General features: G+C 64.1%; 13 protein-coding genes and 1 tRNA gene. 4 read left to right on the plus strand and 10 right to left on the minus strand.

All coding sequences use genetic code 11. The features are described from left to right. Positions 1–51 precede the first annotated feature (51 nt). Positions 52–1,803, minus strand: coding sequence for an ABC-F family ATP-binding cassette domain-containing protein (locus tag C8C93_RS13190; RefSeq protein WP_233559379.1), 1,752 nt, complete (start codon positions 1,801–1,803; stop codon positions 52–54). 216 nt (positions 1,804–2,019) lie between these two features. Between C8C93_RS13190 and C8C93_RS13195 the strand changes: the two genes are divergently transcribed. Continuing rightward, entirely contained in the window at positions 2,020–2,640 is a 621-nt protein-coding gene (locus C8C93_RS13195) for a VOC family protein (protein ID WP_055401646.1), read from the plus strand. A gap of 153 nt (positions 2,641–2,793) precedes the next feature. Here the strand turns inward: C8C93_RS13195 and C8C93_RS13200 are convergent, their stop codons facing one another. Then, positions 2,794–4,659: a M48 family metallopeptidase gene (locus tag C8C93_RS13200; protein WP_121507198.1), complete on the minus strand. Its 1,866-nt coding sequence runs from the start codon at positions 4,657–4,659 to the stop codon at positions 2,794–2,796. A gap of 278 nt (positions 4,660–4,937) precedes the next feature. Here C8C93_RS13200 and C8C93_RS13205 point away from each other — a divergent pair, with 278 nt between their 5' ends. Together C8C93_RS13205 and galU are read left to right on the plus strand one after the other, a co-directional pair. Further along, the gene (locus tag C8C93_RS13205) at positions 4,938–7,835 is read left to right on the plus strand and encodes a valine--tRNA ligase (RefSeq protein ID WP_121507199.1); all 2,898 of its coding nucleotides are present in this window, start codon (positions 4,938–4,940) and stop codon (positions 7,833–7,835) included. Between the two features lie 97 nt (positions 7,836–7,932). Further along, complete coding sequence (galU, locus tag C8C93_RS13210; protein ID WP_055401640.1) at positions 7,933–8,820, plus strand: UTP--glucose-1-phosphate uridylyltransferase GalU; 888 nt, start codon at positions 7,933–7,935, stop codon at positions 8,818–8,820. A gap of 99 nt (positions 8,821–8,919) precedes the next feature. On the opposite strand, the gene C8C93_RS13215 is transcribed toward galU, so the two are convergent. From C8C93_RS13215 to cysM, 3 genes are all read right to left on the minus strand, one after another. Further along, positions 8,920–9,147: a sulfurtransferase TusA family protein gene (locus C8C93_RS13215; RefSeq protein WP_010459874.1), complete on the minus strand. Its 228-nt coding sequence runs from the start codon at positions 9,145–9,147 to the stop codon at positions 8,920–8,922. Between the two features lie 5 nt (positions 9,148–9,152). Beyond that, on the minus strand, positions 9,153–9,731 hold the full coding sequence (locus C8C93_RS13220; protein WP_055401638.1) for an NUDIX domain-containing protein: 579 nt from the start codon (positions 9,729–9,731) through the stop codon (positions 9,153–9,155). A gap of 98 nt (positions 9,732–9,829) precedes the next feature. Then, complete coding sequence (gene cysM, locus C8C93_RS13225) at positions 9,830–10,732, minus strand: cysteine synthase CysM (protein WP_121507200.1); 903 nt, start codon at positions 10,730–10,732, stop codon at positions 9,830–9,832. 40 nt (positions 10,733–10,772) lie between these two features. Between cysM and C8C93_RS13230 the strand changes: the two genes are divergently transcribed. After that, positions 10,773–10,857 (plus strand) — tRNA-Leu (locus C8C93_RS13230). A 226-nt stretch (positions 10,858–11,083) separates the two neighbouring features. Here C8C93_RS13230 and C8C93_RS13235 read toward each other — a convergent pair. The 5 genes from C8C93_RS13235 to C8C93_RS13255 all read right to left on the minus strand — a co-directional run bounded on the left by C8C93_RS13235 (position 11,084) and on the right by C8C93_RS13255 (position 14,483). Next, positions 11,084–11,293, minus strand: a complete 210-nt coding sequence (locus C8C93_RS13235) for a hypothetical protein (RefSeq protein WP_121508790.1) — start codon at positions 11,291–11,293, stop codon at positions 11,084–11,086. 204 nt (positions 11,294–11,497) lie between these two features. Then, a complete protein-coding gene (locus C8C93_RS13240; RefSeq protein ID WP_121507201.1) occupies positions 11,498–11,839 on the minus strand; it encodes a DUF1090 family protein in 342 nt (113 codons plus the stop codon). Between the two features lie 166 nt (positions 11,840–12,005). Next, on the minus strand, positions 12,006–12,884 hold the full coding sequence (locus C8C93_RS13245) for a DUF6279 family lipoprotein (RefSeq protein ID WP_121507202.1): 879 nt from the start codon (positions 12,882–12,884) through the stop codon (positions 12,006–12,008). Positions 12,885–13,221: 337 nt separating this feature from the next. After that, positions 13,222–13,437 (minus strand): hypothetical protein, encoded by a 216-nt coding sequence (locus C8C93_RS13250; RefSeq protein WP_055401611.1) that lies wholly within the window; start codon positions 13,435–13,437, stop codon positions 13,222–13,224. Between the two features lie 80 nt (positions 13,438–13,517). Further along, positions 13,518–14,483 (minus strand): LysR family transcriptional regulator, encoded by a 966-nt coding sequence (locus C8C93_RS13255; RefSeq protein WP_121507203.1) that lies wholly within the window; start codon positions 14,481–14,483, stop codon positions 13,518–13,520. Between the last annotated feature and the right edge of the window lie 109 nt (positions 14,484–14,592).

A 14,592-nucleotide genomic window follows, 5' to 3' on the forward strand; every position in this document is an offset into this window, starting at 1 on the left:
GCGTTCACGCAGCGGGTGGCTTTTTCATGCACGCGCACTTCGCCAAGAGTGTCAGGCAGCGTCCAGCGTGGCATCCAGATTCCAGCCTTGCGGCTGCCATGCCCACACCACATGAGGCCCAAGCGCACGCAGGAAGGTGACGTCGTGCGACACCACGGCCAGCGCGCCCGTGAAGGCTTGCAAGGCGGACTGCAGCGCTTCGATGGCATCCACATCGAGATGGTTGGTGGGCTCATCGAGCAGCAGCATTTGCGCGGGCTCGCCCGACCACAGGGCGCAGGCCAGGAAGGCCTTGATGCGCTCTCCGCCGCTGAGCACGCCCGCAGGCCGCTGCACTTTGTCCGCACCCAGGCCAAGCTGCGCCAGGTGCGTGCGCAGCGCCGCTTCGGGCAGGGGCGTGCCGAGCGCCTGCAGGCGCGCCAGCACACCGTGCTGGGGTGGAAGCAGGTCGGCGTTGTGCTGGTCCAGCCAGGCGGCCCGCACACCCCGCAACACCCGCCCCGCAGTGGCCAACGCAGGGTTGGCAATGGTGCGCAGCAGGCTGCTTTTGCCGCAGCCGTTGGGCCCGGTGATGGCGATGCGGATGGGCCCGTTCCAGACTCCATGGAGCGGGGGAAAGCCGGGCGGCGCATGCGGCACATGTACCTGCTCGAACGCCAGCACCTGCTTGCCCGCAGGCACGGCGCTTTGGGGCAGCACCAGCGCCGTATCGCCCCCCGCAGGAACACGCTGAGCGGCCTCGCGCACCGCATCGTTCAGCCGCAGGCGCTCCTGCTGCTGCCGCTCGTGCCCGCGACCCGCGTGGGCCTGGGCGTTGTTCTTCTTGCGGTCCAGCAGGACGGATGCCTGGTTGGCAGTGCGGCCGGCCTCGCGCCCCCGCGCGGCGCGGCTCTGCTGGGCATCGTGCTCGCGCTGCAGCGCCCGCATGCCCCGCTCGCGCTCGGTGCGCGCGTGGTCCAGCGCGGCCTGGGCAGCAGCAGCCTCGGCCTGGCGCTGTGCCTCGTACACGGACCAGTTTCCGCCGTAGCGCTGCAGCCCCGCTGCAGACAACGCAACCATGTTGTTCGCCATGCCCAGCAATTCGCGGTCGTGGCTGGCCACCAGCACGCCACCGCGCCACTGCGCCAGCGACTCCATCAACCAGCGCCGACCCGGCCGGTCAAGGTGGTTGGTGGGCTCATCCAGCACCAGCAGATCGGCGCCCGACAGGAATGCCCCCGCCAGCGCCACGCGCATGCGCTCGCCACCGCTAAGGTGCTGCGCCGCGTGTCCCGGCGGCAGGTGGCCCAACCCCAGCGCGTGCAGCGCCTGCTGCCATTGCGAGGGCAGGTCCCACCGCCCGTCGGCCAAAAGCAGATCGTCGGGCGTGCCCCGGCCCGCTTCCAGTCGGTCGAGTGCACCCAGAACCGGGCCCAGGCCCGCAATATCGGCGACCGTGGCCGAAGGTGCTGCACCGACCTCCTGCGCCACCGCGTGCACGGAAGGGCTGCCCGCCACCACACCGCTTGCAGGCTGCAGCATGCGCTGCGCAAGCTGCAAGAAAACGCTTTTGCCAACGCCGTTGGCGCCCACCAAGCCGATCACGCCTTGGCCCAGGGCCACATTCAGCGGGCGTGCCCACAGTGCCTGCCCGTCAGGCAAGCTGAATGTGACGTCGTGGAACTGAAGGACAACGGGACCCGCAGACGAAGCCGCACTGCGGGGGGCGGCAATAGAGGGCCGAGGAGGGAAGGCAGCCGTCGAGGCTGCGGCAGCGCTGCGGCTGCGATGGGCGGAATCGCCCGGCATTGAAGGTGTCGCCATGCAAAAGCACTCCAGACAAGACATACAACCGCCTGGCCCGGCAATGGGCAAGCAGGAAGGAAAGGCTTGAGGGGCTTACAGGCGCATCGGACGAATACCTCAGGGGCAAAGAAGGACGACTGCGGAATGTACCGCAATCCCGGCCCTCAAAAAATTAACTTAACGTAAATCAATTACGAATAGTAGAATCGCAAAACCGATTTGAGGAGACTCTGCATGAACGCCATCCTGAAACCTGATCTGGCCACCCTGCCCCCGCCCGCGCCCATCCAGCAACTGCACCACTACGCCTACAAGGCGCGTGACGCTGAAGAAACGCGCCAGTTCTATGAGGACATCCTGGGCCTGCCGCTGTACCACATCATCCAGAGCGACTACGTGCCGAGCACGGGCGAATACTGCCCCTACACGCACTTCTTCTTTCGCCTCAAGGACGGTTCTTTCATCGCCTTCTTCGACCTGGGCGACGACGTGAAGGCAGAGCCCTCGCCGAACACGCCGCTGTGGGTCAACCACATTGCTTTTCGCGTGGACACGGTGCAGGAGCTGGAGAACACCAAGAAGCGCCTGGAGGCCCACGGCATCGAGGTGCTGGGCGTAACGGACCACCACATCTTTCACAGCATCTATTTCTTTGACCCGAACGGTATCCGTCTGGAGCTGTCGGCCCAGCTGGCCGACGAAGAACAGATGGCCAAGGACAGCACCGTGGCCCACGCCCGCCTGAACGAGTGGACGGCGCGCAAGGAGCAGTGGCGCAAGGAGCGCGCTGAAGGCAAGGCGGTGGAACCGCTCAAGCCGCAGCAGAACGACCGGCCAGAGTTCGTCAAAGGCTGACAAGCCTTTGGCGCCGCCACGTTGCACACCCAACGTGCAACGTGGCGTCAGCGATAAAAATACAGGTAAAAATAGCCGCCAGCGCTTTACCAACAAGCGCTAACAGCTATTTATTTGGTAGCAAAGCTCCACCAACCACTCCGCCGGTCGCAATCAGCCTTCCTGAGGCTGTTGCTGCTGCGCCCGCATGATCTGGTGGCGCTGCCAGTAGGCCCCCACCACGGCGTTGAACTGGTCCTTTTCCTTGGTGAGGCCGGACAGCTTGATCTTGCTGGTCTTGGCGCCCAGGCCCAGGGCGTTCTTTTCGGGGTGCGTCACGACCAGTGCATTGCCGAAGCTGCTTTCCTTGAATTCCAGCGCCTTGATGGCGTCCCAGAACACCGTGGTCTCGTCGGCCGAGGTGCGGATGCCGTCGATGCTGACCTCCACCGTGTTCTCCCCCTTGAGCGCAAACACCACGGGCGGAAAGTAGCGCAGCACCAGCGCGCGCTCTTCGTCGGTGGCGGGCTCGTAGCGGTAGGCCAGGCTGCGCTCATGGTCTTGCGCAAACTGCTGTTCGTAGTCACTCCACAGGCGCTGCTCGATCGCGTCCGCCGTCAATATCTCTTGCACCCAGGTGGCAGCGGGCGCGCGCACGGCGATGGCACCGTAGTCCTGCTCTTTCAGCGCCATGCCCACGTTGCGCAGGCGCTCGGGCATGGCGGGGTGCGAGTCAAAGGGGTGGGGCACGTTGGCCGTCTTCATCGCATCCAGAAAATCGTCGGAGGCCGCATAGGGCGCCAGCCCCTGGGCCACAAAGCGGGCGATGCCCAGCGGGGTGGTGTCGTGCCGCTCATTGCGGCCAAACAGCTCGTCCTCGATCTTGAAACGGTATTGCGCGTAGGCCGCGATCTTGACCAGCGACTGCGCAATGGCCGCTGGCGAGATGAGCTTGGCAGCGATGCGGTCAGCCTTGAACTCGCGCTCGCGGCTGTCGCGCGCCAGGGCGATTTCGAAGATGGTGCGGTACAGGTCCAGCACTGGCGACACCACGGCCGAGAGCCCACCGCTGCGAATCGCATGGCGGTAGTGGTCAAACTGCACCAGCTTCGGGCCCAGCCGGGCGCTGCTCTGGGTGTCGCCGCCGCGCAGGTGGGCCAGCTCGTGGCCAAACACGGCGTCGGCCTCGGCCTGGTCGAGGATGCGCAGCAGGGGCAGGCTGACAAACAGCGTGCGGCCCGTGAGCGTGTGGTTGCCCACCGTGAGCGGTGACTCGGTCACGAAAAAATTCGCGTCGATGCCCGCCACGATGTTCTTCGGGGGCTCGGTCTTAAGGCGCTGGGCCATGTGGCGGATGCGCTTCCACAGCAGGGGCGCATCGTCTTCGGACACCAGCTCGCCCACGGCATGGTTGTCAGACTGCACGCGCTTGAAGATGCCCGCCACCGCCACAAACACACCCACCGCCACGGCCAGCCCCACGACGATGATGAGCTTGGGCGAATACTTGTGAAAGAAGAACGCCGTGACCCAGAACGACAGCCACACCGCCATCGCCCCCTGCACCACCAGCGCGGCGGCACTGGCACAGGTGGTCAGGCGCCAGCCCGCGACAAAGCTGGTGTACTGCAGCGTGCGGTCGGCAAAGGCCAGCGCGCCCAGGCCCAGCACGGCCACCAGCAGCACGCCACTGGCTACCAGGGTCCAGAACGACACGGCTCGCGCCATGTGGAACTGCCACACGTCGGAATAGCGCTCGCACAGGGCTTCGCGGTAGTCCTGCGCCTCGGGGTCGGTGCTGCTGCAAATGGTGGACGGCGGATTGCTGCGGTAGTAATCCTTGCGCGCCTGCTTCTCGGCGGGCGGCATGCCCTTTTCAGCGTCGATGCGCTGGCTGATGCCGGCCACAAAGTTCGCGTCCTGGTCGCGCTGCGCGTAGACGGTGAACCCATAGGTCAACGCCGGGATGAGAAAAAGCGCCAGCAGCGCGTAGACAAAGACCTTGGCAAGGCCCGCGCGGAGTGCGGATGGAAGATGCATGGATGGGACCGATTGGTTGTATGTTTTTGACCCGGGCAATGCGTGGAGCCCGCCCCCCTCTCCAGGGGCCCTCTCGCTCCACCGGGCGGGATTATCAAGACGCCACGGTGGGCAGGTCGAGCGACAAGGTAACAATTGGCGAGAAATGCCCGACAGACGGAATGCCGGTGGGATGCGAGCGCAGGGGAAGACCGGCTGGCGCTCCCGTAAAATGCCCGGTCCACCCTCTTGACCGTTGAGGCACGCCCTGTGCCTGCCTCTTCCTTCTGCCAAACCCCATGAGCACGCCCCAAGCACAACCCGGCCTCGACAGCCTGTCCAAGTCCTTTGAACCCGCCGCGCTGGAAGCCCACTGGGGCCCCGAATGGGAAAAGCGCGGGTATGGCACCGCAGGCCACCGTGGCACGGGCCAGCCCCAGGCGGGCGAGCCCGCCTTTTCCATCCAGCTGCCCCCGCCCAACGTGACGGGCACGCTGCACATGGGCCATGCGTTCAACCAGACGATCATGGACAGCCTCACGCGCTACCACCGCATGCGTGGCTTCAACACCGTGTGGGTGCCGGGCACTGACCACGCCGGCATCGCCACGCAGATCGTCGTGGAACGCCAGCTGCAAGAGCAGGGCATCAGCCGCTACGACATGGGCCCTACCCCGCCCGAGGCGCGCAAGAACTTTGTGAGCAAGGTGTGGGAGTGGAAGGAAAAGTCTGGCAACACCATCACCACGCAGATGCGCCGCATGGGCGACAGCGTGGACTGGGGCCGCGAATACTTCACCATGGACGACAAGCTGAGCGCCGTGGTCACCGACACCTTCGTGAAGCTGTATGAGCAGGGCCTGATCTACCGCGGCAAGCGCCTGGTGAACTGGGACCCGAAGCTGCAGTCCGCCGTGTCCGACCTGGAAGTCGAGAGCGAAGAAAAAGACGGCTCGCTGTGGCACATCGCCTACCCGCTGGCCGATGGATCGGGCAGCCTGACGGTGGCCACCACCCGGCCTGAAACCATGCTGGGCGACGTGGCGCTGATGGTGCACCCGGAGGATGCACGCTACACGCACCTGATCGGCAAGATGGTCAACCTGCCGCTGTGCGACCGCCAGATCCCGGTGATCGCAGACGAGTACGTGGACAAGGAATTCGGCACGGGCGTGGTGAAGGTAACGCCTGCGCACGACCAGAACGACTACGCCGTGGGCCAGCGCCACAAGCTGCCCATGATCGTGGTGCTGACCCTGCAAGCCACCATCAACGAAAACGCCCCCGCCAAGTACCAGGGCATGGACCGCTTCGTGGCCCGCAAGGCCGTGGTGGCCGACCTGGAAGCCATCGGCGCGCTGGTCGAGGTGAAAAAGCACAAGCTCATGGTGCCGATCTGCACCCGCACCGGCCAGGTGATCGAGCCCATGCTGACAGACCAGTGGTTTGTGGCCATGAGCAAGGTGGGCGCAGGTGACGCGACCGGCAAGAGCATTGCGCAAAAGGCGATTGACGCAGTGGCCAGCGGCGAGGTGACCTTTGTGCCCGAGAACTGGGTCAACACCTACAACCAGTGGATGAACAACATCCAGGACTGGTGCATCAGCCGCCAGCTGTGGTGGGGCCATCAGATCCCGGCCTGGTACGACGAAGACGGCAACGTGATCGTGGCCCGCACGGAAGCCGAGGCGCAGGCCAAGGCACCGGGCAAAACGCTGCGCCGCGACGAGGACGTGCTCGACACCTGGTACTCGTCAGCCCTCGTGCCGTTCAGCACCATGGGCTGGCCCAACCAGGGCACTGGCGAAACGGACGACTTCAACCTGTACCTGCCCAGCACCGTGCTGGTGACGGGCTACGACATCATCTTCTTCTGGGTCGCCCGGATGATCATGATGACCACGCACTTCACCGGCCGTGTGCCGTTCAAGCACGTGTACATCCACGGCCTGGTGCGCGACGCGCAGGGCAAGAAGATGAGCAAGTCCGAAGGCAACGTGCTCGACCCGGTGGACCTGATCGACGGCATCGCTCTGGAGCCGCTGCTCGACAAGCGCACCACCGGCCTGCGCAAGCCCGAGACCGCGCCCACCGTGCGCAAGAACACGCAAAAGGAATTCCCCGAGGGCATTCCGGCCTATGGCGCCGATGCGCTGCGCTTCACCTTTGCAGCGCTGGCATCACTGGGCCGCAGCATCAACTTTGACAGCAAGCGCTGCGAGGGCTACCGCAACTTCTGCAACAAGCTCTGGAACGCCAGCCGCTTTGTGCTGATGAACTGCGAAGGCCAGGACTGCGGCTTGAAGGAGCACACCAAGGAAGAGTGCCAGCCCGGCGGCAGCGCCCACGGCTACATGCAGTTCAGCCAGGCTGACCGCTGGATCACCTCGCTGCTGCAAAAGACCGAGGCCGAAGTCGCCAAGGGCTTTGAGGAATATCGCCTGGACAACGTGGCCAACACGATCTACGACTTTGTCTGGAACGAGTACTGCGACTGGTACCTGGAAATCGCCAAGGTGCAGATCCAGAACGGTACCGAAGCGCAGCAACGCGCCACGCGCCGCACGCTGATCCGCACGCTCGAAGCCATCCTGCGCCTGGCCCACCCCATCATCCCGTTCATCACCGAAGCCCTGTGGCAGGTGGTGGCGCCTGTGGCAGGCATCCCGGGCGAGTCGGTCAGCATTGCGCGCTACCCCCAGGCCCAGCCCGAGAAGATCGACGAGGCCGCGATTGCCCACATGGGCCGCGTGAAGGGCCTGGTGGACGCTTGCCGCGCATTGCGTGGCGAAATGAACGTGTCCCCGTCCACCCGCCTGCCGCTGTACACCGTGGGCGACACCGACTTCATGCGCGGCGTAGGCCCGGTGCTGCAGGCCCTGGCCAAGCTCAGCGAGGTCAAGGTGTTTGACGACGAGGCCGCCTGGGCCGCTGCCGCGCAGGCAGCGCCTGTGGCCGTGGTGGGCGAAGCTCGGCTGGCGCTGTACATGGAGATTGACGTGGCCGCCGAGAAGGCCCGCTTGTCCAAGGAAATCGCCCGCATCGAAGGCGAAGTCGCCAAGGCCAACAACAAGCTCTCGAACGAAGCCTTTGTGGCCAAGGCCCCACCGGCCGTGATCGACCAGGAGAAAAAGCGCATCGCTGACTTCGGCGCCACGCTGACCCGCCTGCGCGACCAGCTGGGCCGCCTGGGTTGACAGAACAAAAGTGTAGGGCCGGGCAGCTCTGGCCTGACACTTGCATATCCACGACGACCACAACACCCCGAATCCCTGTCTTCACTCAAGGAGTCTCATGACTGTTGCCACCACCGTTCGCAAAGCCGTATTTCCCGTCGCTGGCCTGGGCACCCGTTTTCTGCCTGCCACCAAGGCGTCTCCGAAGGAAATGCTGCCCGTGGTTGACAAGCCGCTGATTCAGTACGCTGTGGAAGAGGCTTATGCCGCTGGCATCCGCCACATGATCTTTGTGACCGGCCGCAGCAAGCGCGCCATCGAAGACCATTTCGACACGGCGTATGAGCTGGAGGCCGAACTCGAAGCCGCCGGCAAGAAGGAACTGCTGGCGCTGGTGCGTTCCATCCAGCCCGACGACATGGACTGCGCATTCGTGCGCCAGCCCCGCTCGCTGGGCCTGGGCCACGCCGTGCTGTGCGCCGAGCCGCTGGTGGGCAAGGAGCCCTTTGCCGTGCTGCTGGCCGACGACCTGATGGTGGGCCCCCCAGGCGGCCAGCCCGTGCTGGCCCAGATGGCCACCGCCTTCCGCCAGCAAGGCCGCTCGGTCATCGCGGTGCAGGAAGTGCCGGAAGACCAGGTCCACAAATACGGCATCGTGGCGGGCGAGCCCGCTGGCGGCCCGCTGATCCGCATTGAACGCATCGTCGAAAAGCCCAAGGCCGATGTCGCCCCCTCGCGCATGGGCGTGGCCGGCCGCTACATCCTCACGCCCGGCGTGTTCGACGAGATCCGCAACCAGCCACGCGGCGTGGGCGGCGAGATCCAGCTCACCGACGGTATCGCCCGCCTGATGCAGCACGAAGCCGTGTACGCCTTCCAGTACGAAGGCAAGCGCTACGACTGCGGCAGCAAGGAAGGTTTTCTGGAAGCGACGGTGGAGCTGGCTTTGCAACACCCGCAGGTGGGCGCGCAGTTCCGGGAATATCTGAAGACCTTGGCGCTGTAAGCCACAGTCCGGGCTCACATTGGAAGCGCCTCAAACGCTCCCAAATTAATAGCTGTCAGCGCTTATCCATAGAGCGCTGGCAGCTATTTTTTCTTAAATCTACCGACGACGCAGGATGTGGATGTATTCCTCGCCCACCGTCTGCTGCTCCACCAGCTCGTTGCCCGTCTGCTTGGCAAACGCCTGAAAATCCCGCAGCGACCCGCCATCGGTGGCCACCACCTTCAGCAACTGGCCGCTGGCCATGTCGGACAGTGCCTTCTTGGCCTTGAGGATGGGCAAGGGGCAGTTCAGGCCCCGTGTGTCGATTTCTTTGTGAATGTCCATGGTCGTCAATCCTTTGGCGGCTGCGGCGGTTGTTCGTCCAGGCCGCGCCGCCGTTCTGCATTTTCTTCAGCGGTAAAAAACACCGGCTCGTGCCCCTTGGTGCGCAGCCAGTCGGCCAGCGCGTAGCCCGTGCCCGCAGGCCAGCATTTGAGGTCTGCCAGATCGTACAGCCGGTAGTCCACCAGCTCGGGCGATAACTGAACCTGCCCCGTGGCCACCACATGGTAGGCAATGATGATCTGGTTCATGCGCAGGAACTCATAGGCGCCCACCAGGGTGGTGGACTGCACGTCGAGGTTGGTTTCCTCCTTCACCTCGCGCGCAATGCCTTCCTGGGGCGACTCGCCTGCCTCCATGAAGCCGGTGATCAGCGCGAACATCTTGCCCGGCCATGCCGCGTTGCGCGCCAGCAGCACCTTGCCGTCGATCTCGACAATCGCTGCCAGCACGGGCGTGGGGTTGTTCCAGTGGGTCCAGCCGCAGGCGGGGCAGCGCAGCCGCTCCTTGTCGCCTCCGTCTTCGGCCAGGGTGATGGGCTGTAGCGCGGTACCGCAGTGGGTGCAGTGGCGGACTTCGTAGTGCATGGTATAGCTATTATTTTTATAGCTGCTAGCGCTTATCCATCAAGCGCTAGCAGCCAATTTCATTAAAACCTTCGAACCCGGCAGCCGGCGGCCGCCTGTCACGCCGGAAACACACCGGTAGACAGATACCGGTCGCCCCGGTCGCACACGATGAACACAATGGTGGCATTGCTGTCCCGCGCCGCAATCTGCTGCGCCACCCAGCACGCGCCTGCGGCCGAGATGCCTGCAAAGATGCCCTCTTCGCGCGCGAGACGGCGGCACATGTCTTCGGCGCTGTCTTGGTTCACATAGACCAGCTCGTCCACCGTGCTCGGGTCATAGATCTTGGGCAGGTACTCTTGCGGCCACTTGCGGATGCCCGGGATGCGCGAGCCTTCCTCTGGCTGCGCGCCGATGATCTGGATGCCGGGGTTCTTCTCCTTGAGGAAACGCGACACGCCGGTGATGGTGCCCGTGGTCCCCATGGCGCTCACAAAGTGCGTGATGCGCCCGCCCGTCTGCTCCCAGATCTCCGGGCCGGTGGTTTCGTAGTGGATGCGTGGGTTGTCGGGGTTGCAGAACTGGTCGAGCACCTTGCCCTCGCCGCGCTTTTGCATGGCCTCGGCCAGGTCGCGTGCGTGCTCCATGCCGCCGCTCTTGGGCGTGAGCACAAGTTCGGCACCAAAGGCCTTCATGGTCTGTGCGCGTTCGATGGACAAGTCTTCGGGCATCACCAGCACCATGCGGTAACCCTTGATGGCCGCCGCCATCGCCAGCGCAATGCCGGTGTTGCCCGACGTGGCCTCGATCAGCGTGTCGCCGGGGCGGATGTCGCCACGCTCCTCGGCCCGGCGGATCATCGACAGCGCGGGCCTGTCCTTGACTGACCCGGCCGGGTTGTTGCCCTCCAGCTTGCCCAGCACCACATTGCCGCGCGCCGCGTTGTCCTTGGCCCCAATGCGCTGCAAAGCGACCAGAGGGGTGTTACCCACTGCATCTTCAATCGTCGGATATTTCATGCGCCCTACTGTGCCATAATTTGGGGCTTCACGAATTCCAGCCCGGGTGGTGAAATTGGTAGACGCAGGGGACTCAAAATCCCCCGCCGCAAGGCGTGCCGGTTCGATTCCGGCCCCGGGCACCACGAACAAGTCCGTAAGAGCGCAGGCTCTTGCGGACTTTTTTCTTGCGCCTTTGAAATCCGCACCTTAGCCGCCCAGACCTATCCATCCCATCCGCAACGGGTGGGGGCATATCTGGGGGTACATTTTCAAAAAAGAGGGGCAGATTGATACGTTCCCGGTGCCCACAGCCGGTACCTCGGCGATTCCGATCGCCTTGTCCTGGCAGATGCCATCGCCGTACCCCGCTCAATCCTTGAGAACCACCCCCAGCGCAGCGAGCTTTTCCGCATACGAATCCCTGCGCTTCGCTGCTTTGGCTGCCGTATCAACAGCCGCCTGTATGGCTTTTGGGCCCTTGGCGCCGACAGCCTTGATGAGGCCGTGCTTGTGGGCGTCGTCAGCCTGCGCCCTTTTGTAAGTGGCGATCAGCTCGGCATGGGCAACAGGTTGATTCACAGGGGCTTCCATCTTCTAAAGTGCCATTTTCAGTGCGTTACTTTGGGGTGGTCTGCGAGGCTACAGTCACCGGCACACAGAGCCCAACTAGCCCCACACCCCGGGTTCATTTTTACGGCTGCCATCTGGCGTGGAAATCTCTCAACCCGCAGCGTGACGCCGAGTCTGCGTCCCCTGGCGCGGCTCCTGCAGTCCATTCACCGTCTAGCGATTTGCTTCGCTTTTCAACTTGCGCAATTGCTCTTCGGCAGCTTCAAGCTCTGCCCTGAGCGCTCGGACTTCCTTCTCCAGCCTTTCAATATTCGCCGTGTGGCCCTGATCAACCGCGAGCGGCTGACAGCTCGATTGCAGCGCCGCCAGTTGGTCAGCCAGTTGCCTACGTAGCAGCATCTGCCCCTTGGATCGCGCGACTTCCATGCGTTTTTCGACGTCCGCCTTTTCTGCAGTGCACGACGTGTGGTTGTCCACCGGATTCGCAGGCTGAGCGATAGCGAAACCTGCCACGGTTATCGCGATGACCAAAGTGCAATAGCCGCTGAAACGCATACAAGTAAGTACCTGAGGGAATGGGGGCTGAGCATGACAGCAATTGGCGCAGGCGGCCTCGATGCCACATGCGGGACATGGTCGGGCGTCACAGGCGACCCTGAGCGGCTTCAGGGGCAACGCGGCCTTTTGTTCATCTCTTGTTCGTATTTCTACCTTCCAACGCTCACTGCGCCGCCAGCACCAGAAAGTCCTGCTCATACCCCTTTACCGACTGCACTACTTTCAACCGCTGCGCAGCCGTCATCGCGTTGTGCACATTAGAGAAGCCTTCGCAGCCCTCTTCCACCAGCGCCTGCGCATAACGCTGGTAGGCCGCGTCGGGCGATGTTTGAAAACGTGCGAGGTAGCCGCGCAGCAGGCTCCGGGCTTGGTCGGTGTTGGTGCGGTCTTCGGCGATTTTCTGCAGCACCTGCACCAGGTCTTTCTGGCGGCGCAGGCGTTCGGCATAGGTGCGCTGTGGGTCAAAGGACGACTGGGCGATGAAGGTGCGCAGTGCGGATTTTTGCGGTTCGTCCAAGGCGCCGTAGAAGCCTTCGGCGCGGGACAAGAGCTGCTTGAAGCGCTGCTCTCGCAGCTTGTCGGGCGTGATATCTACCCATTCCTTCTTCCAGTCTGCGTTGCTGTCGGCCTGCTTCTTTTGCAGGTTGCGGATCTGGGTGTCGGTGAGCTGGGCGGCCAGCCAGGCCAGTTTGGGTTCGGCCTGGGCGATGACCTTGTCGATCTGGGTGCGCACTGCGTCGTAGGTGCGGCAGGCCTGGCCGGGCGATATGGCGGATGGCAGTTGTTGCTGTACCTTCTGCAGCAGCTCGGCATGCCGGGGCAGCATGGTGTCACGGTGCCACTGGTGCAGGTCGCCCAGTTCGTCGCGCACGCGCTCGGTCTGGGTTTCTGACAGGCCGAGGTAGCTGTTCAGCTGCCAGTAGGCCAGGTGCGGCACCTGGTTGTAGGCCAGCTTGACAGTGCTGCAGCCTTGCAACAGCAGCCCACATGCCGCCAGGGTGGCAGCACACAGCGCTTTGCGAATCAGGGACGGTGCGCGCACAGAAGCTCCTCGTGAAGAAAGGAAAGCGAAAGAGGCAGAATAGGGCCAATGCTGCACGGCGAAATTTGCGGGCTGCAATACCCCGCCAACTGCGCGAGGATTGGCGAGAGCTCCGGCACTGGGGAGCAGGCGGCGGTGACCTAGCCATCGGTGGCGCTCTGCGGCGCCGTGGGGCTAGTGTGGTGTTGCATGCTTGACGGCACATTGAAAACCGATGGATTTTTTGGCCAGGGCAAGGCGCAAACCACAGCGATACCCGTAGGTATCGCGCGGATTTGCAACGCAGCCCTGGTCGAAAAGACGCGGTTTTATGTGCCGGATAGCGTGCAACACCACACTAGTTGTCCTGTCGGCGAATCAGTTGCCGACCGCTGGGCGTAATGGCCAGTTCGCCGCCGGAGCCTTTGGTGATGAAGCCCCATTCGAGCAGGCGGCCAGACACGTGGTCCTTGAGCGCATGGGGCAACGTAATGACTTGGCCCATTTCGAGTTGTTTGAGGGTCTCGATCTCGTCCACGGTGGGGTCGAAATGCGGGGCATGGTAGGTGGTCATGGGGTCACTCCCGGATCGGTATGTGCAGACAGACTCCAGCGCCACCAGATTAGTTCAGCCCCTGGGCGGATGCAAGCGCGTCATCCCTTGCCGTCTGCCCCGGCGACCGGCGGCACTCCGCCTGCCGCCGCTGCCATACCCTGCAGCCACCGTGCAAACGCCCCCAACACCGGCGGCTGGGCTTGCGCGGGGCTGATGAGGTAGTAGGCACGCTCGCCACGCAGCGGGCGGTTGCAGGCCACCACCAGCTCGCCGCTGGCCAGTTCGGCCTCGATCAACAAAGGCGGCATCAGCGCCACGCCCATGCCATGCGTGGCGGCCACGGCCAGCATGGAGAACAGCTCGTAGCGCGGGCCATCCAGCGCATGCGGGGCATCCACACCCATCGCATCAAACCACTGGCGCCAGCCATAGGGGCGTGTGCTTTGCTGCAGCAGCGGCAGCTCGGCCAGCGCCTCGGCAGCGATCGGCTGGTGGGCGCGGCCGCGGCCCCGGGGCGCGGCGGATTCGAGCAGGCGGGGGCAACACACGGGCACCACGTCTTCGCGCATGAGCAGCAGGGCCTGCACGCCGGGCCAGTTGGCGACCTGCTCGGGGGTGCCTGCATACAAGGCGGCATCGAAGGTGGTGTCGGCAAACAGAAAAGGCCGCGTTTGCGTGTCGATGTGCACCACGATGTCCGGATGCTCCTGCGCCAGCAGCGGCAGGCGTGGGATGAGCCAGCGCGTGGCAAAGGTGGGCACTGCGGCCAGCGACAGAGTGCCACCCTCGCCCTGGTGAGCCATCACGTCCAGCGTGTCGCGCTCCAGGCCCTGCAGCCAGCGCGCCACCTGGCGGCCGTAGTGGGCGCCCGCAGGCGTCAGCACCACGCCGTGGCGCGTGCGGCGAAACAGCGCCACGCCCAAAAACTCTTCCAGCGCCTGGATCTGGCGCGACACCGCGCTTTGGGTGAGCGACAGCTCCTGCGCGGCGCGGGTGTAGCTCTCGTGTCGGGCGGCGACTTCAAAACAGGCCAGGGCCTGGGTCGATGGGATGTTGCGGCGCATGATGAAGAGGAACTTTTAACGAGGTTATCTCACTTGCAACCTATGGACGCGAGTATTCCATACATTCCAACAACGCATATCTGGATGAAAAGAACTCGCTTGCGGGCTG

The sequence above is a fragment of the Acidovorax sp. 93 genome, from assembly GCF_003633835.1.
GTDB lineage: Bacteria > Pseudomonadota > Gammaproteobacteria > Burkholderiales > Burkholderiaceae_C > Acidovorax > Acidovorax facilis.

Coding starts and splice junctions, on each gene's coding strand:
- C8C93_RS13195 (WP_055401646.1), top strand. CDS start 2,020: ATGAACGCCATCCTGAAACCTGATCTGGCCACCCTGCCCCCGCCCGCG.
- cysM (WP_121507200.1), bottom strand. CDS start 10,732: ATGAAATATCCGACGATTGAAGATGCAGTGGGTAACACCCCTCTGGTC.
- C8C93_RS13250 (WP_055401611.1), bottom strand. CDS start 13,437: ATGACCACCTACCATGCCCCGCATTTCGACCCCACCGTGGACGAGATC.
- galU (WP_055401640.1), top strand. CDS start 7,933: ATGACTGTTGCCACCACCGTTCGCAAAGCCGTATTTCCCGTCGCTGGC.
- C8C93_RS13255 (WP_121507203.1), bottom strand. CDS start 14,483: ATGCGCCGCAACATCCCATCGACCCAGGCCCTGGCCTGTTTTGAAGTC.
- C8C93_RS13220 (WP_055401638.1), bottom strand. CDS start 9,731: ATGCACTACGAAGTCCGCCACTGCACCCACTGCGGTACCGCGCTACAG.
- C8C93_RS13190 (WP_233559379.1), bottom strand. CDS start 1,803: ATGGCGACACCTTCAATGCCGGGCGATTCCGCCCATCGCAGCCGCAGC.
- C8C93_RS13215 (WP_010459874.1), bottom strand. CDS start 9,147: ATGGACATTCACAAAGAAATCGACACACGGGGCCTGAACTGCCCCTTG.
- C8C93_RS13205 (WP_121507199.1), top strand. CDS start 4,938: ATGAGCACGCCCCAAGCACAACCCGGCCTCGACAGCCTGTCCAAGTCC.
- C8C93_RS13240 (WP_121507201.1), bottom strand. CDS start 11,839: ATGCGTTTCAGCGGCTATTGCACTTTGGTCATCGCGATAACCGTGGCA.
- C8C93_RS13200 (WP_121507198.1), bottom strand. CDS start 4,659: ATGCATCTTCCATCCGCACTCCGCGCGGGCCTTGCCAAGGTCTTTGTC.